The organism is Alteromonas sp. G4i13 (genome assembly GCF_054960505.1).
The window spans coordinates 1-24765 of sequence record NZ_JBHNYX010000033.1; the positions used below are offsets into that span (position 1 = coordinate 1).

Sequence of the window (24765 nt, forward strand, 5' to 3'; positions counted from 1 at the left end):
AGCCTGCTTATGCAGGCTTTTTTTTGTGTCAGTTTTGTGCGCGGTTTGCTTACGTTTATTCGCACATCTATGCCTTTTACCAGCATTTTTAGAAGCTTGAATGTCAACTTTCCATAAAGAAAGGTCAGCTTTGCAAAGTTGACGTAAAGCTGCGAACTAAGCCCTATTCACATAGCCATATCGCTGTATTGTGCGTGCCAAGATCAGCACTCTCTACATGTGCCTATTTGCTTTTACGCAGGCTTTATCCAACCAAGAACAACTTCAAAGGACATTCAATTTATGCAATTGACCTCTCAATCTTTGCTTCGTGGAACATGGTTCCAAACAGTGGCAATTGGGCTTATTGCACTGCTTGGGCTTACCGCTTGTGGTGGCTCAGGCAGCAGTAGCTCAGATTATTCGTATGCTTACATTCAGTTTTACAACGCTTCGCCTAACGGTGCCAATGTAGAAATGCGTGAAGTTGATGGCGATAGCTTTGGCTCTGCTCAATTTGGTGATACTACGTCAATGTACTCTATGGATGATGGAGAATTAGAACTCGAGTTCATTCGAACTGATTCAGACGACCAAGAAGTTTTTATTGACGAAATTACCGTTAACTTAAAAACCGGTTATAAGACCATTGTTGTGATGAGTGGTGACTTTAGTAACCCCGTTTTTAACACCTATTCTTATAAGCGCGAAACATTGGAAGATCACTTCCGCCTATTCGCTTTGTCGGTAGCAGTAGATGAATCTTCTTATGATTTCTACATGAGTGAGTCTGGCGACCCGTTTGAAGCAGCCAACTTCCTTGGCACGGTTACAACGGGCGACATGATTGAATTTGACTTCTGGGATGCAGATGATGACAGTGAATACTTCGATGAGGGCGAGTACACGATTTATTTGACCGAACCAGGAAGTGACGATGTTATATTTGAATCGCAAACCATCGATTTTGTATACGAAACTGAGTATCTGATGACACTGCGCGATGTCAGTGGCGCAATTCAAGAAGGGCTAGTTGTAGACACTATTCTTAACTCTTCATCAGTTACGGCGCTTACAGATGTAGAAGCAGATTCACAGTATCGTATTTACAATTCTACGAATCTGGATGCAGAGCTTCAGGTTACCTTTGGTGGAAACACTGATGAAGAGGACGTCAGTTTTACACTCGCGGCGGGCGAGTTGTCTGAGTTTAGTACTATCCGCTATGGCGATTATCGCGTTACCGTAACCGACCCATCAGGTACAGTAACGTCACTGAGCAACAAGCTAATTACGCTTAATCAGGGTGAGAGTAAGGCTATTCTTATCTACAACACCAACAATAAATTAGGCGCAGCAACCTTTGTAGAAAGTGGTTTGCCTCAGGCCTACGATAAGACAGTAAACTTCATCAACTTAGTTAGCGACTTTGATGACGTAGACTTCTACTTGGTAAGAAATGACGAAACCATTGATACTGCCGAGTACGATATACAGAATCTTGAATTTGCTGAAAGTACCAGTGAAGTGCTGCCGTCAGACTATTATGAAGTGATTGCCGTATACGAAGATGACAACGAGGAGCAGGTGCTGCTTGATAGAACCGCGCTGTTTGGCTTTACAGAGGAAGAAAACTACATAGTTACTGTTGAGCCAGCGGATACGCCAACGGGATATGAAATTAACGTGCTTTATTAATCGGTTAGTACATTTATTATACTAATTGATAAGGGTGAAAACTTTCATCTGCGTATATTTCACGTAAGTTTAAAAGGTCAACGCTAAAAACGTTGGCCTTTTTACTTGCTGTCTGGGAGGGCGAAAATCCTCATGAGTATCATTAAAGATCTACAAACCATATCAAATGACAAAGCACTTTCATTTGATAAAAAGCTCGAGAGCTTGCTAAGCATAGGTACGGAAATACTCGGGTTGGAAACAGGGATTGTAAGTAACATTCAAGGCGATAATTATCGTGTTCTTAGCGTTATTACGCCCGATAACGACATATCATTAAATACGACCTTCGCATTACCAGACACTTACTGTGCAGACGTGGTGAACAGCGATGCTGTTGTGGCTTATCACAATATAGATACTGCGCCAGGTGCCTCGCATCCGTGTTTTGAAAAATACACATTAAAGAGTTATCTCGCTTCACCAGTGCGAGTACATGGTGAATTTTTCGGTACAGTAAACTTCTCATCTCTCGGTCCACGGGACACACCCTTTACGCCCTTAGAGATGGATTATTTACTTTTGCTTGCTTCGTGGATAGGCAACGAATTAGAGCGTCAACAAGCGATAAGTAATCTCAATGCACAAAAAGCGATATTAGAAGAGAGAAACTCGTTATTACACCAAGTGACTAACCTTGCCGGTGTAGGTACATGGGAGTTAAATATTGATACCGGAGCATTGATTTGGTCTGGTGCACTGAAGCGAATGCTGCATGTGCATGGTGAAAAAGTAGTAAAGCCAGAAGACGTGATCAAATTCGTGGTTGATGAAGACCAGCGGAATAAATACGTCGCCCAGTTCAATCAGATGATAAAAACCGGCGAAGACTTTTCCTATGAACTTGAAGTTCGCACCGATGCGGGAGAAACCCGTTGGTTACAAAGCCGCGCTCATCCGGTCATGGAAAATGACCGTTGCGTTAAGGTAATTGGTGCTACAGTTGATATTACGCAGCTTCACATGGACAAGGCAATGCTGCAGCAAAAAACGGATATGGCAGAAAGCGCCTTGAAAGCGCGAAGTGAGTTCCTTGCGAATATGAGCCATGAAATAAGAACACCAATTCATGGGGTTCAGGGCATGCTTGAGGCACTTATTAGTTCCTCGCTAAATTCTACCCAGCTAGAACATGCCACTATTGCTATGAAAAGTGCAGATTCATTACTCAACATCGTGAATGATATATTGGATTTTTCTAAAATCGACTCTGGCAACATGTCGTTTGAAGAATCGCCCACCAACCTTGCCGACACCATAGAAGAGCAAGTGCCGATGTTCACGCGGCTAGCTCACGAGAAAGGTATTGAACTTTCAGTAAGCACAAAGGGGGTTGAGGGCAAAACCTTCATAGCTGACAAACTAAGAATTGGGCAAATTCTGATCAACCTATTGAATAACGCCATTAAATTCACAAAAGAGGGGAAGGTAACGGTTGAAACTAAAAGCACCCGATACGGAAAAGGGCGGTTCAGAGTAAAACTAATCGTGACTGATTCAGGGATCGGAATTAGCGAGCAACAGCAAAAGCTCATTTTCTCGCCGTTCGTTCAAGCAGAAAACTCGACGCAGCGAAGATATGGTGGCACAGGCTTAGGGTTGTCTATAGTCAGTCAAATCGTGAAGCATTACGGTGGTAAAATTGAGGTGTGCAGCGATTTAGGCGTGGGGGCGCGATTTATCGTAACCCTCATGCTAGACGATGCTAACGCAGGCACCGTAGCCGAAAAAGCATGTGGCCATAATGCTGTTTATATCCCTTCTAAACAGGAACTGAGCGCGTTTAAAGCACTAATAGTTGAAGACAATGAAATAAATCAGCTGGTTATTAAAGAGCAACTAAAAGAGATAGGTATTACCGCCGATTTAGCAGAAAACGGTGAAGAGGCAGTAGAAAAAGTTAAAGGCGCATTAAAAGGAAAGTCACCCTACACAATCATTTTGATGGACTGCCATATGCCTGTAATGGATGGATTAGAGGCGACGAAGCTAATTAGGTCAATGGGAGATAGGGCACGGGACATCCCAATAATTGCATTAACCGCAAATGCGTTAACCGGCGACAAAGAAAAATGCTTGAAATCCGGCATGGATGACTTCATATCAAAACCTGTTGGTGTAAGCCGGTTGAAAGAGTGCCTTTACAGGCACTTGAGTAAGCAGCTTGTAAGTAATGAAAATCGCCTAAAAGATCCTGCTTGATAACCTATGACGTGGTTATCAGCCCCGACTTTTAGTCGGGGCTTTTTTATTGCTCACATAGTTTAAAAATAATTCAATTTACCGCTATCACTTCCAAATGTTTTCTGTTATTATTTCGCGCCCTTTTTATGGGGGTATGTACATAAAAGCAACGACATCCAGTTGTTTTTAGCAGCACTAACGACTCGGGAGAGTCTTAATTTTAAGAGCGGAGCACTAACATGATCCAAATGCAAACTAACCTGGACGTTGCAGACAACAGCGGCGCTCGCAGGGTTCAGTGTATTAAGGTTCTTGGTGGCTCGCATCGCCGTTATGCAGGTATCGGTGACATCATCAAAGTTACTGTTAAGGAAGCAATTCCTCGCGGTAAAGTTAAAAAAGGTGACGTACTGAATGCAGTGGTGGTGCGTACTAGAAAAGGCGTTCGTCGTGCAGATGGTTCTACCATTCGTTTTGACGGTAACGCGGCTGTTATGCTTAATGCTAACAAGCAACCAATTGGTACGCGTATCTTTGGCCCGGTTACCCGTGAGTTGAGAAGTGAAAACTTCATGAAAATCATCTCATTGGCCCCAGAGGTACTATAAGGAGTCACGATAATGGCTAATAAAATTCGTCGTGATGATGAAGTAGTCGTATTAGCGGGTAAAGACAAAGGCAAACAAGGCAAAGTCCTTAAAGTGCTTATTGCTGATAACCGTGTAATTGTAGAAGGCGTTAATCTCGTTAAGAAGCACACTAAGCCAAACCCACAATTGGGCGTAGCTGGTGGCATCGTTGAGAAAGAAGCTTCTATTCACGTTTCTAATGTTGCGATTGTTAACCCGGCAACGGGCAAAGCAGATCGCGTTGGTTTCCGTTTCGAAGATGAGAAGAAAGTACGTTTCTTCAAGTCTAACGGCGAACTTGTTTAATTATATTGGAGAGTACGATGGCGAAACTGCATGATTTCTATAAAGAAACAGTAGTAGCTGAACTTGCTAAGCAGTTCGGATACAAAAGCGTCATGCAAGTCCCTCGGATTGAAAAAATCACTCTAAACATGGGTTTAGGTGAAGCAGTTGCTGACAAAAAGGTACTTGAGAATGCTCAAGCTGACATGACGGCTATCGCCGGTCAGAAGCCTGTTGTTACAGTTGCTAGAAAATCAGTAGCGGGTTTTAAAATCCGTGAAGGTTATCCGATTGGCTGTAAAGTAACCCTACGCGGCGAGCGTATGTGGGAATTCCTAGAGCGTTTGATTTCAATCGCTATCCCACGTGTTCGCGACTTCCGTGGTTTGAATCCTAAATCATTCGACGGACGTGGTAACTACAGCATGGGCGTGCGTGAGCAAATCATTTTCCCTGAAATCGATTTCGATAAAGTGGATAAGGTTCGCGGTATGGATATCACTATCACTACCAGTGCGAATACAAATGAAGAAGCACGTGCTCTGCTGGACGCGTTTAACTTCCCATTCAAAAAGTAGGGGTGTAGGGTTATGGCAAAAGAATCAATGAAGGCACGTGAAGCTAAGCGTACTAAGCTAGTAGCTAAGTATGCTGAAAAGCGCGCCGCACTTAAAGCGATTATCAGCGATGTTAACGCTTCTGAAGATGAGCGTTGGGACGCTGTTCTGAAGCTACAACAACTGCCACGTGACTCTAGTAAGTCTCGTCAACGTAACCGTTGTCGTGTTACTGGTCGTCCACATGGTTACCTACGCAAATTCGGTCTTAGCCGTATTAAGCTTCGCGAAGCAGCGATGCGCGGTGAAGTCCCTGGCCTTAAGAAAGCCAGCTGGTAAGGAGTAGCTGATAATGAGCATGCAAGATCCTATCGCGGATATGTTTACCCGCATCCGTAACGGCCAGATGGCACAGAAAGTTTCTGTAACTATGCCTTCTTCAAAACTTCGCGTTGCAATCTGTGAAGTATTGAAAGCTGAAGGTTATATTACTGACTTCGCTGCTTCTGGTGACGTTAAGCCTGTTTTAGAAGTTACGCTTAAGTACTTCGAAGGCAAGCAAGTAATTGACACTATCGAACGTGTAAGCCGTCCTGGTCTGCGCATCTATAAGAAAAAAGATGAGCTTCCAAAGGTTATGGGTGGTTTAGGCGTAGCTATCGTGTCGACTTCTAAAGGTGTGATGACTGACCGTGCAGCGCGTAACGCTGGCATGGGCGGTGAGATCATCGGTTATGTAGCATAACGGAGGAGTTGAAATGTCACGTATAGCAAAAGCCCCAGTAGACGTTGTATCAGGTGTAGAAGTTTCTATCTCTGGTCAAGAAGTTACTGTTAAAGGTAGTAAAGGCACTTTGACCCGCGTTTTCAACGACGCTGTAGAAGTTGCACAGGAAGAGAACCAACTTAAAGCACTTCCACGTGAAGGCTTTGTTGACGGTTGGGCACAGGCTGGTACTGCGCGCTCTATCCTTAACGCAATGGTTCAAGGTGTTTCAGAAGGTTTTGAGAAAAAACTTCAGTTGTTAGGTGTTGGTTACCGTGCACAAGCACAAGGTAACAAACTAAACCTTACACTAGGTTTCTCTCACCCTGTAGCATACGAAATGCCTGAAGGCATTACGGTTGAAACTCCTAGCCAAACTGAAATCGTCGTTAAAGGCGCCGATAAGCAGGTGGTTGGTCAGGTTGCGGCGAACATTCGTGGTTACCGTCCACCAGAGCCTTACAAAGGTAAAGGTGTACGTTACGCTGACGAACACGTACGTCGTAAAGAAGCTAAGAAAAAGTAGGTGGGTGATACGATGGATAAGAAAACAGCTCGCATTCGTCGCGCTACTCGCGCACGAGCAAAAATTCGTGAACTGGCCGCGCATCGCTTGGTAGTTAACCGTACACCTCGCCACATCTACGCTCAGCTAATCGCTCCATGCGGTTCTGAAGTGTTGGCAGCGGCTTCAACTGTTGAGAAAGATCTTGCAAAAGATCTTAAGTCTACAGGTAACGCTGAAGCAGCGACGGTAGTCGGTAAAGCAATCGCAGAGCGCGCGCTTGAGAAAGGCATTAAAACAGTGGCTTTCGATCGCAGTGGTTTCCAATACCACGGTCGCGTTAAAGCATTAGCTGATGCAGCTCGCGAAGCTGGTCTTCAGTTCTAGGAGTTTATAATGGCTAAACAAGACGTTCAAAATGGTGAATTTCTAGAGAAATTGATCGCCGTAAACCGCGTATCTAAAGTGGTTAAAGGTGGTCGTATCTTTAGTTTCACTGCATTGACAGTAGTGGGTGACGGTAACGGTCGCGTTGGTTTTGGTTACGGTAAGGCACGTGAAGTACCTGCTGCAATCCAAAAAGCAATGGAAAAGGCACGTCGCAACATGGTTGACGTAGACCTTAACGGTCACACGTTACAGCACCCGGTTAAAGGTCGTCACTCTGGCTCTAAAGTTTACATGCAGCCAGCATCTGAAGGTACCGGTATTATTGCCGGTGGTGCGATGCGTGCAGTACTTGAAGTAGCTGGTGTACAAAACGTACTTTCAAAATGTTACGGCTCTACAAACCCAATCAACGTTGTACGTGCAACAATCAACGCGCTGACAGAAATGAACAGCCCGGCGAAAGTTGCTGCGAAGCGTGGATTGTCTGTAGAAGAAATTTTGGGGTAATCAGACATGGCAACGATTAAAGTAAAGCAAACTAAAAGTGCAATTGGCCGTCTGCCAAAGCACAAAGCTACGCTTAAAGGTTTAGGCCTTCGTAAAATCAACCATGTTCGTGAACTGGAAGATACCCCAGCCGTTCGTGGCATGATCAACCGTGTATATTACATGGTTGAGATAGTGGAGGAGTAAGACATGCGTTTAAATACAATTTCTCCAGCCGAAGGTTCAAAGCCTACTGGTAAGCGTTCTGGTCGTGGTATCGGCTCAGGTCTTGGTAAAACAGGTGGCGTAGGCCACAAAGGTCAAAAAAGCCGTTCAGGTGGCCGTGTTAAGCCAGGATTCGAAGGTGGTCAGATGCCTATCCAGCGTCGTCTTCCTAAGTTCGGTTTCACTTCACGCAAGAGCTTTGTTACTGATCAAGTAACTCTTGCTGAAATCGCGAAGGTTGATGGTGATACTGCGTCTCTTGAGACTTTAAAAGCAGCTGGTATCGTTAAGAAAGAAATCCAGTTCGTTAAGGTTGTTAAGAGCGGTGAAGTTTCACGCGCTGTTACAGTAAGCGGGTTAAAGGTTACTAAAGGCGCTAAAGAAGCGATTGAAGCTGCTGGCGGTAAAGTAGAGGAATAAGCTAGATGGCTAAACCAGGATTGGATTCAGGCGCTAAAAGCGGCTTGAGTGAGCTTAAGGCAAGATTGTTGTTCGTACTTGGTGCGATTGTTGTATTCAGACTAGGTTCTTACGTTCCTATCCCTGGCATCGATCCAGCTGTACTTGCTGACTTGTTCGAGCAACAAAAAGGCACCATTGTAGAAATGTTTAACATGTTCTCTGGTGGTGCGCTTGAGCGTGCATCCGTTCTGGCTTTGGGCATTATGCCATACATTACTGCATCCATTATCATGCAGTTGCTCTCGGTGGTTCACCCACCGATGGTGGAGCTTAAAAAAGAAGGCGAAGCAGGCCGTCGTAAAATTAGTCAGTACACGCGTTATCTAACGCTTGTATTGGCTATCTTCCAATCAATTGGAATTTCGACTGGTTTGCCTAACCTGATTAATGGATTGGTGATAAACCCTGGCTTCGGATTCTACTTTACGGCAGTAGTGAGCCTAGTCACAGGAACTATGTTCCTTATGTGGTTGGGTGAGCAAATTACCGAACGAGGTATTGGTAACGGTATCTCTATATTGATTTTTGCTGGTATTGTTGCCGGTCTGCCAACAGCGATAGGTCAGACTGCGGAACAAGCAAGGCAGGGCGACATTAACTTGTTGTTCCTACTGTTGATTGGCGTGATTGTTATCGCTCTTACATACCTAGTTGTATTTGTAGAGCGCGGACAGCGCAGAATTGTGGTAAACTACGCAAAACGTCAGCAAGGCCGTCAGGTTTTTGCTGCGCAAAGCACCCATTTACCGCTGAAAGTCAACATTGCTGGTGTAATTCCACCAATCTTTGCTTCTAGCATTATTCTGTTCCCGGGTACCATCGCAGGATGGTTCGGACAGAATGAATCAACAGCGTGGTTGCAAGATGTAGCGCTTATGCTATCTCCTGGTCAACCGCTGTATGTGATGTTATATGCAGCTGCGATTATCTTCTTCTGCTTCTTCTACACGGCGTTGGTTTTCAACCCGCGTGATACAGCAGATAACTTGAAGAAATCTGGCGCGTTCATCCCAGGCATCCGCCCGGGTGAGCAAACGTCACGATACATTGACAAGGTAATGACTCGCCTTACACTGGCTGGGGCACTGTACATAACCTTTATTTGTTTAGTGCCTGAATTCATGCTAATTGCTTGGAATGTGCCGTTCTACTTCGGTGGTACGTCGCTTCTCATTATCGTAGTAGTTATCATGGACTTTATGGCACAAGTACAGACACATTTGATGTCTAGTCAATATGAGTCTGTGCTGAAGAAAGCTAACCTTAAAGGCTACGGCCGATAAGTTAGCCCCTTAATATTGATAGAAAGGGGAAAGATGTAATGAAAGTTCGTGCATCAGTAAAAAAGATTTGCCGTAACTGTAAAGTTATCAAGCGCAACGGTGTTGTGCGTGTAATTTGCAGTTCTGACCCAAAGCATAAGCAGCGTCAGGGCTAATCTAAGCGGAACAAGATATTCGCAAAGCTAAGTAAGCAGAACCTAGATAGTACTTGTCTGGTTCTGCTAGTTTTGTTTTAAAGTATTTTGAACCTTAATTTGCAATTTAGTCGACGGGTAAGTATCCTATCGGGCTTTTTAGGTCGTCGACAAATAAACAAGAGGAGTGCTGTTAATGGCCCGTATCGCTGGCATTAACATTCCTGAGCACAAGCATGCTGTAATCGCTATCCAAGCGATCTATGGCGTTGGTCCCACACGTGCGAAAAGCATTTGTGCGGGTGCTGGTGTTGCAGAAAATACAAAAATCAAAGAGCTAGACGAAGCTACTATTGATAAGCTTCGTGACGAAGTGGCTAAATTCACCGTTGAAGGTGATCTACGCCGTGAAGTCTCTATGAGCATCAAACGTTTGATGGACCTGGGTTGCTTCCGTGGTATTCGCCACCGTCGTAGCTTGCCTCTACGTGGTCAGCGCACTAAAACTAATGCGCGTACCCGTAAAGGTCCTCGTAAGCCAATTAAGAAGTAAACGGGGAGTAAGTTATGGCTAAAGCACCAGCTCGTAGCACGCGTAAGCGCGCTAAACGTCAGGTTGCAGACGGTATGGCTCATATCCATGCGTCTTTCAACAACACAATTGTGACTATTACAGACCGTTCAGGCAATGCACTAGCATGGGCGACATCTGGTGGTTCAGGTTTCCGTGGTTCACGTAAATCTACCCCATTTGCTGCACAGGTAGCTGCTGAGCGTGCAGGTGTTGCTGCACAAGAATACGGTCTTAAGAACCTTGAAGTTTTCGTTAAAGGTCCAGGTCCAGGCCGTGAGTCTGCGATCCGTGCTCTTAACGCTACAGGTTATAAGATCACAAACATTACCGATGTGACCCCTATTCCTCACAACGGTTGTCGTCCACCGAAAAAACGTCGCGTTTAATCGACGGACAGTTGGAGAAAGATCATGGCAAGATATTTGGGTCCAAAACTCAAACTTAGCCGTCGCGAAGGAACAGACCTGTTCCTAAAAAGCGGCGTTCGCGCAATCGATTCTAAATGTAAAATCGATACAGCGCCTGGTCAGCACGGTGCCCGTCGTGGCCGTCTGTCTGACTACGGTGTTCAGCTGCGTGAAAAACAAAAAGTTCGTCGTATGTACGGCGTTCTGGAAAAGCAATTCCGCAACTACTATAAAGAAGCTGCACGTCTAAAAGGCAACACAGGTGAAAACTTGCTACAGCTTTTAGAACAGCGTCTTGATAACGTAGTTTACCGTATGGGTTTCGCTAGCACTCGTGCTGAAGCACGTCAGCTAGTTAGCCACAAGGCGATCATGGTAAATGGTCAAGTTGTGAACATCCCATCGTTTAACGTTTCTGCCGAAGACGTGGTTTCTGTTCGTGAAAAGGCTAAGAAGCAAGCGCGTATCGTTGCTGCTTTGGAACTGGCTGACCAACGTGAGAAGCCAACCTGGATTGAAGTAGACAGCAGCAAAATGGAAGGCACTTTCAAGCGCGTTCCTGAAAGAACTGACCTGTCTGCGGAAATTAACGAACAGTTGATCGTCGAACTTTACTCTAAGTAAAGCTAACTAAAGAGGAAGCATTGTGGGTTCTGTGACTGAATTCCTAAAACCGAGATTAGTTGAGATCGAAAACGTTTCTCCTACTCGTGCCAAAGTAACTTTGGAACCACTAGAGCGCGGCTTTGGCCATACTCTAGGTAACGCCCTACGTCGTATTTTACTGTCATCTATGCCAGGATGTGCAGTTACCGAGGTAGAAATTGACGGCGTTCTTCACGAGTACAGCACCAAAGAAGGTGTTCAGGAAGACGTAATTGAAATCTTGCTAAATCTTAAAGGTTTAGCGGTTCGCCTTGAAGGTAAAACTGAGGCAACCCTAACTCTAGTGAAATCTGGCGCTGGCCCTGTTGTTGCTGGTGATATTCAGCATGATGGCGACGTAGAAATTACAAACCCTGACCACGTTATTTGTACTTTAACTGGCGAAGCTGAAATCAGCATGCGCATTAAAGTAGAAATGGGTCGCGGTTATGTACCAGCTTCTACCCGTCGCTCCTCTGAAGAAGATGATCGTCCAATTGGTCGTTTGTTAGTAGACGCTTCATACAGCCCAGTTGAACGTATTGCTTACAGTGTAGAGTCTGCTCGTGTTGAACAACGCACAGACCTAGACAAACTAATCATCGACATGGAGACGAACGGTACTTTGGATCCTGAAGAAGCGATCCGCCGTTCTGCTACTATCCTAGCTGAACAGCTAGATGCATTCGTAGACCTACGTGATGTGTCTGAGCCAGAAGCGAAAGAAGAGAAGCCAGAATTCGATCCGATTCTGCTTCGTCCAGTAGATGACCTAGAGCTGACAGTACGTTCTGCAAACTGTTTGAAAGCAGAAGCTATCCAGTACATTGGTGACCTGGTACAGCGCACTGAGGTTGAGCTACTTAAAACGCCAAACCTTGGTAAGAAATCGCTAACTGAAATCAAAGATGTTCTAGCATCTCGTGGTCTTTCTCTAGGTATGCGCCTAGAAAATTGGCCGCCAGAGAGCATCGCTGAAAAAGATTAATCAGGTTTTTATCAAACTGATTTGTAGAGAAGGATAAAACTATGCGCCATCGTAAGAGTGGTCGTCAGTTGAATCGCAACAGCAGCCATCGTCAAGCTATGTTCAAAAACATGGCCGGTTCTTTGGTCAAGCACGAAGTGATCAAAACTACGTTACCAAAAGCGAAAGAATTACGTCGCGTAATCGAGCCTCTAATCACTATGGCTAAAGAAGACAGCGTTGCAAACCGCCGTCTAGCTTTCGCCCGCACTGGTGACAAAGAGGTTGTAGGTAAACTATTCAACGAGCTTGGTCCTCGTTACGAGGCTCGTCCAGGCGGCTACACTCGCATTCTTAAATGCGGTTTCCGTGCTGGCGACAATGCCCCAATGGCATATGTTGAGCTAGTTGACCGTCCAGTTGTAGAAGCTGAAGAAGAAGCAGTAGAAGCAACTGAAGAGTAATTAATACTCGATTAGAAAAAGGGGCCTGAGTGAAAACTCAGGCCCCTTTTTTTGTACCTGTTATTTTAGTCTTAATACTACCTATTGGTACCGTAACCATCTTTTATTTGGCATGCTTATTGTAAATATTTAACTAAGGTGAAAATTCATTCAAAGCTAAGTTTACATCTGTCTTAAACAAGGCGAAGAGCGTTAAGGAACCAACGTGCTATCGGTTACAGGAAATTACCAGTCTTTAGGTCTTTCAACTTTACAAAATACTGCGCTATCAACGCGTCTAGAGCGCTTAAGTTCTGGGTTAAGAATAAACAGCGCTGCTGACGACAGTGCTGGACTTCAAATATCTAATAGACTCGCTTCACAGAAAAGGGCCTATACGCAACTCAACCGCAACTTAAATGACGGTATAAGCTATGCACAAATTGCAGAGGGTGGACTGCAAGAATCTGCCGCTATACTGCAACGAATGAGGCAGCTGGCAATACAGTCGCAGAACGGAATCAATAATGTCAACGACCGTGCAGCGTTGGATAAAGAATTCCAGCAGCTAAAAAATGCACTGAATGGCATTGCGTACAATACCGAAGCGTTTAATCGTTTACCCCTAGTGGATGATAGCGATCTGCTTTCTGCTAACGTCCCATCTTTAAGTGATACATTCACGAATGGTGTAAGTCGAAGTATGACAAGCGGATTACGCTCTATAGCTTATATTCCCGCGGGCTCTACGAATATTCAGATAAACTTGAACGACAACGGCGCTAACGATGATATTCAAGTGTTTACAGTAGACGGTAAACATCTAGCGGGTACACCTTTGTCCGCAGGTACATGGAATGGCAACGGCATTTCAGGCAGCGCATCAATTGAAGGTACATTCTTCTTACCAACTAATGGGTATGAAGCAATTGCAAGTTATGATGACAGCAGTTTACTTACAAGCGGTTCAGCAACTATAGATGGAAACAGTATGTCATTTACTGGTGACCAAAACGCAAGTGGTAATTTCAACGAAACTTTGACCATTGCGAGCAATGCGCAGCCATTGATAATCTCTGTTATTGGTTCAGGTGCGTTTAATGTAACCGCGTCATGGACGTCGCTCGGAAACGAAGGTGAACCAACCTTTACATTAGGCCCGGTAGACATTACCGCGACAAACCAACTCGGTGTTGGCACAGATTTCATTGAACTTACTAAAACACCTGCAACGTCAACTGACCTTGGGTTAGATGGCACGTCACTACAGAATGAAAGCAATGCAAAAAACGCACTCGAGCGAATAGATAGCGCTTTGCAGTCCGTAAGCGAAAGCCGAGCATTTTACGGCGCTAAAATTAATCAAATGGCATCAGCCATACGAAACAATGCGATAGGCTTCGAAAATATAAGCCGTGCTCACTCACAGATAACGGACGCAGACTTCGCGTCAGAAACCGCACTGCTTACTCAAGCACAAATAGTCGAACAGGCAAGTATTTCTGTTCGAGCTCAGGCTAAGTCTAGCGATGACCAGGTATTGGGTTTGTTAAATGAGACGGTCAATCAAAGTGCATGAATAATGGGATCAGTGTCTCGACTCTGACATCAATACTTGAGTTATGACTATCTTAATCTATGTGCCATAAACCTAAACCATCAAGCTTTAAGCCACTTTTGCTTCAACTTTAACCCAATACAACTTTGCCATTTAATCGTAATACAAACCTTTGTATACTAACCAGCGAATATATTAATAACAGGACGTGGGCACAGAACCCACACATCAAGGATATTACAAATGAAACCAGTAGTATTAGCTGGCGGCTCAGGTAGTCGCTTATGGCCAAAATCGCGTGCAGCACTTCCAAAGCAGTTTCTGTCTCTCACATCAGACAGCACTATGCTGCAAGACACGATCACACGCTTAAAAGGTACGCCAGCACAAAACCCTATTTTTATTTGTAATGACGCACACAGATTTCTTGTAGCTGAGCAGCTTCGTCAAAAAGACATTCAGCATGGCGGCATTCTTCTAGAGCCTGTTGGTCGTAATACAGCACCGGCAATCGCGTTAGCAGCATTGCATGCTACCATTAATGGTGAAGATCCAGTGCTTCTTGTGCTAGCGGCAGACCATCTTATAAAAGACAACCAAGCGTTTCACAATGCTATTGCTAAAGCTGAAAAGCTTGCAGACCAGGGTAAACTTGTTACCTTTGGTATTGTGCCAGACCAGCCACATACAGGGTATGGTTATATCAAAGCGGGTGAGCAAGCAGGCGACGGTTTTGAAGTAGCTCAGTTTGTAGAAAAGCCTGCTTTGGAAACTGCAAAAGAATATGTAGATTCTGGCAGTTATTATTGGAATAGCGGCATGTTTATGTTTAAAGCAAGCCGTTATCTAGAAGAGTTAGAAAAATATAACCCTGAAATGCTAGACGTGTGTAAGCGTGCTATCGACACAGAAACACCAGATTTAGATTTCATTCGTGTAGACCACGACATTTTTGCGACATGCCCTGACGATTCAATTGACTATGCGGTAATGGAAAAGACGGATAGCGCAGCTATGGTTCCATTAGATGCGGGTTGGAGTGACGTGGGCAGCTGGTCTTCATTGTGGGAAACTGCAGAGAAAGACGAAAACGGTAATGCTACTGTAGGCGATACTATCTTAGAAAACACCAAGAACAGTTATGTGAATGCTGAACAGCGTTTGGTTTCTGTCATTGGTTTAGAAGACGTTATCGTAGTAGAAACGAAAGATGCCGTTATGGTTGCTCACAAAGACGATGCACAAAGCATTAAAGCCGTAGTGAATAAGCTAAAAGCAGAGCACCGCCCAGAGTTTGAATTTCATCGTGAAGTATTCCGTCCATGGGGGAGCTACGACTCTATCGACAGCGGCGCCCGTTTCCAGGTAAAACGCATTACCGTTAAGCCTGGTGAAAAACTATCTGTTCAAATGCATCACCACCGCGCTGAACATTGGATTGTAGTCTCTGGTAGTGCAAACGTAACCATCAATGAAGAAACTCAGCTAGTTACAGAAAACGAGTCGGTCTACATTCCTATTGGTGCGGTTCATGCGTTAGAAAACCCTGGAAAGATCCCTCTAGAGCTTATTGAAGTGCAGTCAGGTGCATATCTTGGTGAAGACGATATTGTGCGTTTTTCTGATAGATATGGGCGCGTTGCCAAATAAATTAGAATAATATTTCAAAAAAGCACCGTAAGGTGCTTTTTTCTTATCTAAGGCACTCTCTAGAAGTTAAAATGACGAATATCCTGTGTTGCCACTGTTTGAAATAGGATATTATTAGGGGCAATAGCTGGTTTGCATGCTCAGTAGCTGAACCATGCAATATTAAGGAAAGCAGTTTAGCATTGCATAGGAATAGGGTGTTTACGCATTTTGTTATCAAAAGTACTAAAGCCATCTAATCTAAAACGATTAGCATATCGGCTAGCCAAAAAGTTAATCATTGTCCCTCACCACCAGTTGAATGAAACCACGACCGAAAGTAATGGCTCTAGCTGGTTGTCAACCGGTGATGATCCACAGTTTATTATTCATCCTGCTCGCCGCATACCTTCACGAACCTTTGCGAAAGGATGGTATCTTCTTCGCGTAAAAATAACTGAAGCGAACCATCAGTCGCACGTGGGAAAGTTGTATTCCAATTTACAGAAAGGCGAGCTAACCACTGTAGACGTGCCATGGCACAGCACCAAATTTGTAAACCGCCTTTTCTATCTTGAAAGCAACAACAGCATGCTTCGCTTTGACCCTTGTGAAGCAGAAACTGAGTTTACTCTGAACACGTTCATGATATCGAAAGTGCCATCTTTCATTGCCATGCGACACATGAAGCAGCGATTATATAAGCTGCTAAGTCATGTCGATGATGTAGAAGAATACCTTGATACAAACCGTAAGCTTAACGGTGGAACGTTAATAGAGACAGTATACGAAGAATACAATAAAACCTTTACCACAGGAGTGATGGAAAAAAGCTATCCGTTTTGGGTAGAGTTCGACGAGCCGCGCGCTTTACAGAAAATGCAGCAAACCTTCACCCCAGAACAGTCAGAAGTGAAGTTTTCTATTATTCTTCCTACTTACAACACAGACCCTATTTATTTAAGAGAGTGTATCGATTCTGTTCTGCAGCAAACTCACACAAATTGGGAACTATGTATTGCCGATGATGCGTCGACCAACGCTGAGACTATCAGCACATTGAAGTCGTACGCACAAAAGCACGCCAACATAAAGTTGAATCTGCTAAGTGAAAACGGGCATATATCCAAATCAAGTAACGCCGCTTTAAGCATGGTAACTAGCGACTACGTTCTACTGCTTGACCATGACGATACGTTACCTGCTCACACGTTATCCTTCTTTGCGAAAGCTATAACGGACAACGCAAACGCGAAAGTGCTTTATGGAGACGAAGATAAAATAGACGAGCAGGGCAATCGCCATCAGCCACACTTCAAACCTGATTGGAACCCTGATTTACTCTTAAGCCAAAACTACATATGTCACCCGGTAGTATACAAAACAAGCGTGCTTAAAAAGATAGGTGGATTTAGAGTAGGTGTAGAAGGTTCGCAAGATCACGATTTACTTTTACGAGCGACAGGCGGCCTTAAGCATGGTGAAGTTGTTCATCTACCTTTCATTCTTTATCACTGGCGTGTCATTGAAAATTCGACAGCGTCTGATGCTTCAGCTAAATCATACACGACTGATGCTGGCATTGAAGCCATAAGACATTTCCTCGAACATTCAGGTCAAAATGCCTCAGTTGATAAAGGCAATTATCCAAATACTTATAAGGTTAATTGGGCGCTGCCAGATGAGCAACCACTCGTTAGCTTGGTCATTCCGACAAGAGATGGTTATGACATTTTAAAGCAGTGTTTAGAGTCTATCTATGACAAGACCTCATACAAGAATTTCGAAATTATTGTTGTAGATAACCAAACTACCTGTGCCAAAACTTTGGGCCTCTTCAGTGAGTACACTAGTACAAAAACTAATTTCAGAGTCTTGAAGTGGGACAAACCGTTCAACTATTCCGCAATTAACAATTTTGCTGTCTCGCAGGCCGAAGGCGAAGTAGTTGGGCTAGTTAACAACGATATCGAGGTTATAAACGAAGACTGGTTGTCAGAAATGGTATCGCATGCCCTAAGACCAGAAATTGGCTGTGTAGGGGCGAAGCTCTATTATCCTAATGATACTATCCAACACGCTGGTGTTATTCTGGGAATTGGCGGAGTTGCCGGTCACTCTCATAAATATTTCCACAAGAGCGAACCGGGTTACTTTACGCGCTTGCATCTTGTTCAAAATCTGTCAGCAGTTACAGCAGCATGCTTACTGGTCCGTAAGTCTGTGTTTGAAGAAGTAGACGGACTAAACGAACAAGATTTAACAGTAGCTTTTAATGATGTAGATTTTTGCTTGAAGGTACATACTGCAGGCTATAGAAACCTATTTACCCCGTGGGCTGAACTTTACCATCATGAGTCAATAAGCCGCGGTGAAGAAGACACGCCAGAGAAAGTGGCGCGTTTTAACAAAGAAAGTGAGTATATGAAGGAAAAGTGGAAAAAGCTATTGTGCAATGACACAGCTTATAACCCTAATTTGTCCAATACCCATGAGAACTTTTCGCTGCGTTAGGCTCTGAACAACTAGAAGTATTATGAACAACTTTCCTCTATTTTTTATCCATATTCCTAAAACCGCTGGTTCAAGTTTTCGTGTAGCTGCAGAACAATATTTTGGGCCAGAAGCTACTTTTTTTGACTACGGTAAAGGCTCAAACGAAACTCATCCTGATATTTTAAAGTTTGAATACGAGTCTAAAGACAGGTATCTGGCGGGCAAGAGCATAAAGAAAAATGCAAAGTTTTTGTCAGGGCATGTCATTTACCCCAAGTACGCTCCATTCTTTCCGACAAAGAGCGTAATAACGTTTGTTCGTGACCCTGCCCAACAAGTGCGTTCACACTATGAACACTTTTCAAGACTTCACGGTTATAAAGGCAGCTTCGAAGATTTTATAAAGGAAAACCGCTTTGCCAATATGCAGTCTAAAGCATTAAATGGAGTTTGGGCTGATGCTATCGGCTTTATTGGTATTACGGAACGCTACAATGAATCAATAGCTCTGTTTAATAAATACTATGGAACCGATATTAAAGTACTAGATATAAACAAAAATACGGCCAAAGCATCCGATACTTATACGTTCACTGAGAGTGAGACTTTACTTATCAAAAAAATGAACGCGAAGGACTATGAGCTATACAATTTCGCGCTAGATCGCTTTACGTTACATAAGGAGTTGTTAGATAAAGAGCTTCCTTTAGTTAGATTTGGCCAGATGAATATATTGCCGAAAGATAAAGGGAAGCAACTTAATATATGGGCGTGTTGTTACGAGCAAGAAGAAGCATTAGAAGCCGATATATTACTAGATGGAAAAGTAGTCGAGCACATTAAACTATCTGACTACAGGGCGTTAGCCTCAGAGAGAAATATTCATCGCGACGGGTATATTGGGAAGTCTTACAAATATCCAGATACTTTTAAAAACGGTCAAACAATTAAAGTTGTAGAAAAGCAAACGCAGATAGTGATTTTTGAAGATGTTGTTAGCTAAAAAGCAAACTTCCGATACTGTTAGGTCTATTGAAATAGTCTCAAAATGAAAAAAGAATTACAGCAGAAACGCCTTCGAAGTCGAGCCGTTGCAACTAAGCAATACGCCAAACGTTACGCTAAAGCTATACGTAACAAGGTTACTGGTGAGAAACAGGCCAAAGGTCACGTTAAGGTAGACAGGTTTTGCTTAACCGATACTGAGTTGGCCTTCATCCAACAGGAAATAGAAAAAGGGAATAAGAACTTCGAGAAGCTTATCGGTTTCAAAACTGGTGAATTGAATAATCACAGTGAAGTAAGAGTTTCGTTAGATACTGCCAAGGCATTAATTGCGAATAGTTTGCCTTCTACAGATATAACCACACTAGTTACTTTTATACTGAATCATGCAGACTTCTCTGTTAGTCAATTCATAATGAATGTAAACCTGTCCCCAGAGGTTTTTAGAGATTTAGCGATACTTTTTAGAAAGGTTAGCAAAAGTACGAGTTTTTATTTGATTGCAAGGGCCAAGATGATTCGGCCTAATGGCCCTATAATCTCCAACCTATTTGGTTCGATAGCAGACGAATACATAGCTACTTTGAATGTAGGTATTGGAGTTATCACGTACAACAGAAAAGACCATTTAGCAAAAACTGTCGAAGCCATCAAAGCCTTCACAACTGGTGATTATCAAATTGTTGTTGCCGACGACGGCAGTAAAGACGATACCGTAGAATGGTGTGAAAAAAATAATGTACCTCATACTAATTGCCAGAATAAAGGGGTTGTTCGAAACAAAAACAGGGCTTTGTATTATCTCAACGAAGTCAAAAAAGTTGATGTTTTGATTTTGTTAGAGGACGACTGTCGACCAAACAAAGAAAGTTGGCAAAAAGAGTGGGTCATAGCGGCACTTTTATGGGGTCACATTAATTATGCGCATAAGCGAATAATTAAAAAAGAAGATGCAGTTCTTTCTGGTACAGGTTCGAGTACTTTACCGTATCTTTGCAAGTTGGTTACAGGGCAATGTACAGCTTGTAGCAAGGATGCAATGGATAATATAGGGTATCTAGACCCTAGGTTTAGTGGCTACGGTGCAGGGCATGTAGAGTGGACTGAAAGATTCATTCGACAGGGGTACAATGGCAGCACGGAAAAACACTGGGTGTACCCTGCAATCAACACTGGCTTAAATTCTGATGACGCACCGACTTTCAAAAATCCTGAGCAGTTAGAAAAAAACCGAGCGCTGAAGAAAAAAATAAGTAAAGATGCTCACAAGCGTGAACCTTGGGTAAATACTGATGAAGAAAATGAGTTTCTTGAAGAAATAGAGTCGATTAAAGATCAATAAAACGGCGAATTATTTGTAACTACTATTTTTATTATTGACGCTAGATTATTCGCCAATCAATAATACAAGAATACTGGTGAGGTATAATTCGCCGAATTTGGAATAAAAGTATGGATGCTGTAACGTTGCGTGGCTTGTTTTTTTTAGTTTTATTATGTGTAGCTTCATGTGGCGGCGACTCCCAATCGTCCCCACCAACGGTGTCTGAACAGGAGCAATTAAGTCGCTCTTATTCAATTACTCTGCCACAAGAAATTACTTCTGATGACACAGTTTTCATAACTGTAAACGACTTTAATGACAGCAATTCGCAAAAGGTTACGGTAGAGTCGTGGAATACATCATTGGAAACTTCACTAAATATAGTGAATACCAGTGAAGGCAAATTCAGTTTTATTGCGCCCCAAGTACGTAAGCGCACATCATTTAGTATTACAGCAAACCTAGTAAATGAAGCCGGAACGAAATTTAATGTCAGCGCGCAGTCTTTAATACTTCCTTCCAAGCCAAATCTAATTGTCATTTTCACCGACGACCAAGGATATGCTGACATCGGCGTTCATAATATTGTTCAAGACATCAACACGCCTAATATAGACAAGCTAGCGGCCAATGGGGTGCTATTTACTAATGGCTACATAACTGCACCCCAATGCACACCCTCTCGAGCGGGAATGGTTACTGGTGTCTATCAACAACGATTTGGAGTAGATGACAACCGATATACACCAATACCTGAAAATGTGGTTACCATGGGAGACCGTTATTCTGACCTTGGTTATACAACAGGAATGGTTGGCAAGTGGCACCTTGAAGTAGATCAAAATTCAAAGCCATGGTTCAAAGAAAACTTTCCAAATACACCCATAAGTGAGTTTAACCCTGGCAAGTTACCTTCATCGCTTAAGGAGCGATATTACCCGTCATCAAAAGGTTATAAATACAATTATTTCGGTTATGCAAACCGTTATTGGGCCAACTATGACCTTCAGGGCAATCAAACCCAGTTGGGTTGGATAAGTAACTCTGACTACAGGTTAGATGTTGTTTCAGATGCAGCAACACAATTTATAGACATAAATCACGATGAGCCGTTTTATCTTCATGTGGCTCACTACGCCCCACATGTACCTTTAGATGCTACGGAAGATTACCTATCACTATTCCCTGAGCAGTCATCTAATCGACGTAGGTACGCATTAGCAATGATGTATGCAGTAGATGCAGGCGTAGGTAGCATAGTATCTAAGCTCGAAGAATATGGAATACTGGAAAACACTATTATTGCTTTTATCAGTGATAACGGAGCTCCAATAGGGCTCGACTTTACTGATGCTCCCATAACAGAAAAAGAGGCTTGGAATGGCTCACTGAATACTCCCTTGCTCGGTGAAAAAGGTATGTTGACTGATGGGGGGATAAAAGTGCCTTTTATCGTCCACTGGCCTGACAAGCTGCAAAGCAATACTGTTGTTGAAGAGCCGGTCATCAGCCTAGATGTGCTGTACTCTGCTATTAAACGTGCAGGTGCGCCTGAAACTGTTTTATCAGAACTCGACGGTGTTGATATTTTTCCGACTCAAGGTTTTAACAAGAGAGCTCTTATGAATCGCCCACTTTTTTGGCGTTTTTGGAATCAGTCAGCAGTACGTCTTGGTAACTATAAGTACCTTAAGATGGGGGAAGAGCACGAGTTTTTGTTTGATATGGCTTCAGACGAGGCAGTTTCCAATAACTTAATGTCAGACATGCCAGACAAAGCAGAAGAACTTAAGAACTTGTACGAGGCTTGGAATGCAGAGATGTATAGGCAGCCCCAACAAAACGCACTTAACTCTCAGGAACGGGAGTGGCTATCTTTTTATTTAAGGCCTTAACGCTTAACTTTGGTGATAGACTCGAACTGCTTTTTAAAACCTCATTTTATTAAAATGGGTTTATAGATTTAACTAAGTTGTAGAACTCTCATGTACATCAGGGTTATGCACTTATTGCGGTTGTCAGCGAGCCTGCAAATGGTAATATTAACCAATACAAACCTTTCAATGCCCACCGAGTATTTTCTATTAGATAGGACAAAATGGAAGCAGCAAATTACCCATTATTTTTTATTCATATATCTAAAACTGCAGGTTCTAGTTTTCGTGTTGCCGCCGAGCGCTACTTTGGTAAAGAACATGTTTTCTATGATTATGGGCCCAAAGCAAATGAAACTAACCCAGATATACGAACGTTAGATTATGAAAAACGTGATCGCTTTTCCGCTGGCATGAAGATAGTAGAAAAAGCTAAGTTTCTTACGGGGCATATAAATCACCCGAAATATGCGCCATTTATTCCGGCCAAAAATGCAATTACCTTTGTTCGTGATCCTATCCAACAAGTTCGTTCTCATTACGAACATTTTACGCGCCACCACCGTTACAAGCGTTCATTCAGTGAATTCGTAAATGAGCCGCGATTTAAAAACGTACAATACAAAGCGTTTCAAGGAACATGGCCAGATGCTATTGGCTTTATAGGTTTAACTGAACGTTACAATGAATCATTAGCACTCATTAACAAAATGTATTCTATCGATATCCAAGGGTTGGATATCAATAAAAATACAGAAAAAAAATCTTCAAGCTATGAATTATCTGACGAAGAGATTGCGCTGATCAAAAAGCATAACAAAGAAGATTTTAAGCTCTATGAATATGCGCTCACACGGTTTGAACGACAAAAGTTGGCTATAGAGTCTGATAGTCCTTTTATTCGCTATGGTAAGACAAGCATGGCTACAAGTCATGAAGGCAAAATGATGAAAGGTTGGGCTGCCGATTACGACAGCCAGGCCCCTGTAGCTATAGAAGTGCGTGTTGGTAAGAAAAAAATAGTTGAACTATCAGCCAGTGAATACAGAAGCACCGCAAACGAAAGAAACGTTCATCGAAAGGGTTTTGTTGGGTTTAGTTTTACTTATCCAAAAAAACTAAAAGATGGTACTCAAGTTGATTTTATTATTAAACGAACTGATGAAGTTTTGTTAAGTGACATTGTTAAGTCCTAGTACTTCAATGTCCTCATTGCACGGCTCAACTTTCGTCACTTTGTCCACTTAATGTTTCACTTGAATAGCCTTGCTATTTGTTCGACGAGGCCAGACATTATAACGCCTAGTGTAATAAGCATGAAATTGCCGCCCCCCCCCCTAATTTTGGATGTACCTGATTAGGGGAGACTGACCTTTTGAATAAGGCTTGCCGCGGCACTTTTCAAATCTTCATTACCAACAGAAACTAGTTCCTCAACATAATTTGAGAATTGTTTATTGGTAATAAAAAGTTCTCCATGTGATTTAAGCATAAGAATGATGTCTTTATCTTTTCTATTCTTTAAGAAACCTATTAAACGATTACAATGCTTAGGGTCTTTAGGCATAGCAAATTGGTTGTAGGGCATCCCTTCTAAAATTCCGAAAGCCTGTTGGTATTTCCAAGACGTACCTGTGTTAGAGTCAATCGATTTGAATACACACCCTGTACCAGAAAAATATTCGTTGAAATCTAGCGTGTTATCTTTAGTGATCCCATATAGGTTCGTATAAGCCGTTATTGCTCCAGGCCCGGTACAACTCCATACATCGTACATGAGAGTTTCAGTTTGAAAGCATCGATCAATAAATTTCAATACATCAAGTGCTAGTTCATGCTTTTTGGTGAGGTAAAACGCCATATTAGTATGCCAATAACCACCAAACTTGTCCTTCCTATGAAACATCACGAAATCTTGATTGTTACTTAGGTAAGCTAGGTGCCGCTTTATCTGTAAGTCACAATCGAGATACCAACCTCCATAAAGATAAAGTGCCATCAATCTGACTATGTCAGATTTTGCGGCAGGAATATTTATAATATCTAAATCAATAAATATACCTGTTTCAGTATGAAATTCTTTACATATCCTTTTTGCTTTTTCAGCATCAATTAACTCAATGTTAGCGTCATAATGTATAGCTTCTGCAGTTTTTATATTATTGGAATATGCATTTGGGAAATTAGCAGGATTATCCCAGTAAAAAAATATATTCAATTG

The 24765-nt window shown here is 42.9% G+C and carries 27 protein-coding genes; 26 read left to right on the plus strand and 1 reads right to left on the minus strand.

Going from position 1 to position 24765, the window contains the following annotated elements:
* Positions 1-282 precede the first annotated feature (282 nt).
* From ACFI6J_RS15385 to ACFI6J_RS15510, 26 genes are all read left to right on the plus strand, one after another.
* Positions 283-1677: a DUF4397 domain-containing protein gene (locus ACFI6J_RS15385; protein ID WP_156086980.1), complete on the plus strand. Its 1395-nt coding sequence runs from the start codon at positions 283-285 to the stop codon at positions 1675-1677.
* Positions 1678-1809: 132 nt separating this feature from the next.
* Positions 1810-3918, plus strand: a complete 2109-nt coding sequence (locus tag ACFI6J_RS15390) for a GAF domain-containing hybrid sensor histidine kinase/response regulator (protein ID WP_462556610.1) — start codon at positions 1810-1812, stop codon at positions 3916-3918.
* Between the two features lie 221 nt (positions 3919-4139).
* Positions 4140-4508, plus strand: a complete 369-nt coding sequence (rplN, locus tag ACFI6J_RS15395) for a 50S ribosomal protein L14 (RefSeq protein WP_012519228.1) — start codon at positions 4140-4142, stop codon at positions 4506-4508.
* A 12-nt stretch (positions 4509-4520) separates the two neighbouring features.
* Positions 4521-4835: a 50S ribosomal protein L24 gene (gene rplX / locus ACFI6J_RS15400; protein WP_014950912.1), complete on the plus strand. Its 315-nt coding sequence runs from the start codon at positions 4521-4523 to the stop codon at positions 4833-4835.
* Between the two features lie 17 nt (positions 4836-4852).
* Positions 4853-5392, plus strand: coding sequence for a 50S ribosomal protein L5 (gene rplE, locus ACFI6J_RS15405; protein ID WP_014950911.1), 540 nt, complete (start codon positions 4853-4855; stop codon positions 5390-5392).
* Positions 5393-5404: 12 nt separating this feature from the next.
* The gene (gene rpsN, locus ACFI6J_RS15410; RefSeq protein ID WP_014950910.1) at positions 5405-5710 is read left to right on the plus strand and encodes a 30S ribosomal protein S14; all 306 of its coding nucleotides are present in this window, start codon (positions 5405-5407) and stop codon (positions 5708-5710) included.
* 13 nt (positions 5711-5723) lie between these two features.
* A complete protein-coding gene (gene rpsH, locus ACFI6J_RS15415) occupies positions 5724-6116 on the plus strand; it encodes a 30S ribosomal protein S8 (protein WP_012519224.1) in 393 nt (130 codons plus the stop codon).
* 13 nt (positions 6117-6129) lie between these two features.
* A complete protein-coding gene (gene rplF / locus ACFI6J_RS15420; RefSeq protein ID WP_014950909.1) occupies positions 6130-6663 on the plus strand; it encodes a 50S ribosomal protein L6 in 534 nt (177 codons plus the stop codon).
* Positions 6664-6675: 12 nt separating this feature from the next.
* Positions 6676-7029, plus strand: a complete 354-nt coding sequence (gene rplR, locus ACFI6J_RS15425) for a 50S ribosomal protein L18 (RefSeq protein ID WP_014950908.1) — start codon at positions 6676-6678, stop codon at positions 7027-7029.
* Positions 7030-7038: 9 nt separating this feature from the next.
* Positions 7039-7539 (plus strand): 30S ribosomal protein S5, encoded by a 501-nt coding sequence (rpsE, locus tag ACFI6J_RS15430; protein WP_462586266.1) that lies wholly within the window; start codon positions 7039-7041, stop codon positions 7537-7539.
* Between the two features lie 6 nt (positions 7540-7545).
* Entirely contained in the window at positions 7546-7725 is a 180-nt protein-coding gene (rpmD, locus tag ACFI6J_RS15435) for a 50S ribosomal protein L30 (protein WP_014950907.1), read from the plus strand.
* Between the two features lie 3 nt (positions 7726-7728).
* Positions 7729-8163 carry a 50S ribosomal protein L15 gene (gene rplO / locus ACFI6J_RS15440; protein WP_049586735.1) on the plus strand — a complete coding sequence of 145 codons (435 nt, stop codon included), beginning with the start codon at positions 7729-7731 and terminating at the stop codon, positions 8161-8163.
* Positions 8164-8168: 5 nt separating this feature from the next.
* Positions 8169-9488 (plus strand): preprotein translocase subunit SecY, encoded by a 1320-nt coding sequence (gene secY / locus ACFI6J_RS15445; RefSeq protein WP_014977524.1) that lies wholly within the window; start codon positions 8169-8171, stop codon positions 9486-9488.
* A gap of 38 nt (positions 9489-9526) precedes the next feature.
* Positions 9527-9643 (plus strand): 50S ribosomal protein L36, encoded by a 117-nt coding sequence (gene rpmJ, locus ACFI6J_RS15450; RefSeq protein ID WP_012519217.1) that lies wholly within the window; start codon positions 9527-9529, stop codon positions 9641-9643.
* Positions 9644-9818: 175 nt separating this feature from the next.
* Complete coding sequence (gene rpsM, locus ACFI6J_RS15455; protein WP_012519216.1) at positions 9819-10175, plus strand: 30S ribosomal protein S13; 357 nt, start codon at positions 9819-9821, stop codon at positions 10173-10175.
* A gap of 14 nt (positions 10176-10189) precedes the next feature.
* Positions 10190-10582, plus strand: a complete 393-nt coding sequence (rpsK, locus tag ACFI6J_RS15460; protein WP_012519215.1) for a 30S ribosomal protein S11 — start codon at positions 10190-10192, stop codon at positions 10580-10582.
* Positions 10583-10606: 24 nt separating this feature from the next.
* Positions 10607-11227, plus strand: a complete 621-nt coding sequence (rpsD, locus tag ACFI6J_RS15465) for a 30S ribosomal protein S4 (RefSeq protein ID WP_012519214.1) — start codon at positions 10607-10609, stop codon at positions 11225-11227.
* A 19-nt stretch (positions 11228-11246) separates the two neighbouring features.
* Positions 11247-12236 carry a DNA-directed RNA polymerase subunit alpha gene (locus ACFI6J_RS15470; protein WP_039226687.1) on the plus strand — a complete coding sequence of 330 codons (990 nt, stop codon included), beginning with the start codon at positions 11247-11249 and terminating at the stop codon, positions 12234-12236.
* A 41-nt stretch (positions 12237-12277) separates the two neighbouring features.
* Positions 12278-12679 carry a 50S ribosomal protein L17 gene (gene rplQ / locus ACFI6J_RS15475; protein ID WP_012519212.1) on the plus strand — a complete coding sequence of 134 codons (402 nt, stop codon included), beginning with the start codon at positions 12278-12280 and terminating at the stop codon, positions 12677-12679.
* A gap of 205 nt (positions 12680-12884) precedes the next feature.
* The gene (locus tag ACFI6J_RS15480; RefSeq protein WP_278344650.1) at positions 12885-14237 is read left to right on the plus strand and encodes a flagellin N-terminal helical domain-containing protein; all 1353 of its coding nucleotides are present in this window, start codon (positions 12885-12887) and stop codon (positions 14235-14237) included.
* 222 nt (positions 14238-14459) lie between these two features.
* Positions 14460-15866, plus strand: coding sequence for a mannose-1-phosphate guanylyltransferase/mannose-6-phosphate isomerase (locus ACFI6J_RS15485; protein WP_278344649.1), 1407 nt, complete (start codon positions 14460-14462; stop codon positions 15864-15866).
* 210 nt (positions 15867-16076) lie between these two features.
* Positions 16077-18359, plus strand: coding sequence for a glycosyltransferase family 2 protein (locus ACFI6J_RS15490; RefSeq protein WP_272972363.1), 2283 nt, complete (start codon positions 16077-16079; stop codon positions 18357-18359).
* A 22-nt stretch (positions 18360-18381) separates the two neighbouring features.
* Positions 18382-19344, plus strand: coding sequence for a hypothetical protein (locus ACFI6J_RS15495; RefSeq protein ID WP_272972362.1), 963 nt, complete (start codon positions 18382-18384; stop codon positions 19342-19344).
* Between the two features lie 45 nt (positions 19345-19389).
* Positions 19390-20688: a glycosyltransferase family 2 protein gene (locus ACFI6J_RS15500; RefSeq protein WP_278344648.1), complete on the plus strand. Its 1299-nt coding sequence runs from the start codon at positions 19390-19392 to the stop codon at positions 20686-20688.
* Positions 20689-20798: 110 nt separating this feature from the next.
* Entirely contained in the window at positions 20799-22565 is a 1767-nt protein-coding gene (locus tag ACFI6J_RS15505; RefSeq protein ID WP_278344647.1) for a sulfatase-like hydrolase/transferase, read from the plus strand.
* 203 nt (positions 22566-22768) lie between these two features.
* Entirely contained in the window at positions 22769-23740 is a 972-nt protein-coding gene (locus ACFI6J_RS15510; RefSeq protein ID WP_278344646.1) for a sulfotransferase family 2 domain-containing protein, read from the plus strand.
* A 161-nt stretch (positions 23741-23901) separates the two neighbouring features.
* On the opposite strand, the gene ACFI6J_RS15515 is transcribed toward ACFI6J_RS15510, so the two are convergent.
* Positions 23902-24762 carry a glycosyltransferase gene (locus tag ACFI6J_RS15515; RefSeq protein ID WP_278344645.1) on the minus strand — a complete coding sequence of 287 codons (861 nt, stop codon included), beginning with the start codon at positions 24760-24762 and terminating at the stop codon, positions 23902-23904.
* Between the last annotated feature and the right edge of the window lie 3 nt (positions 24763-24765).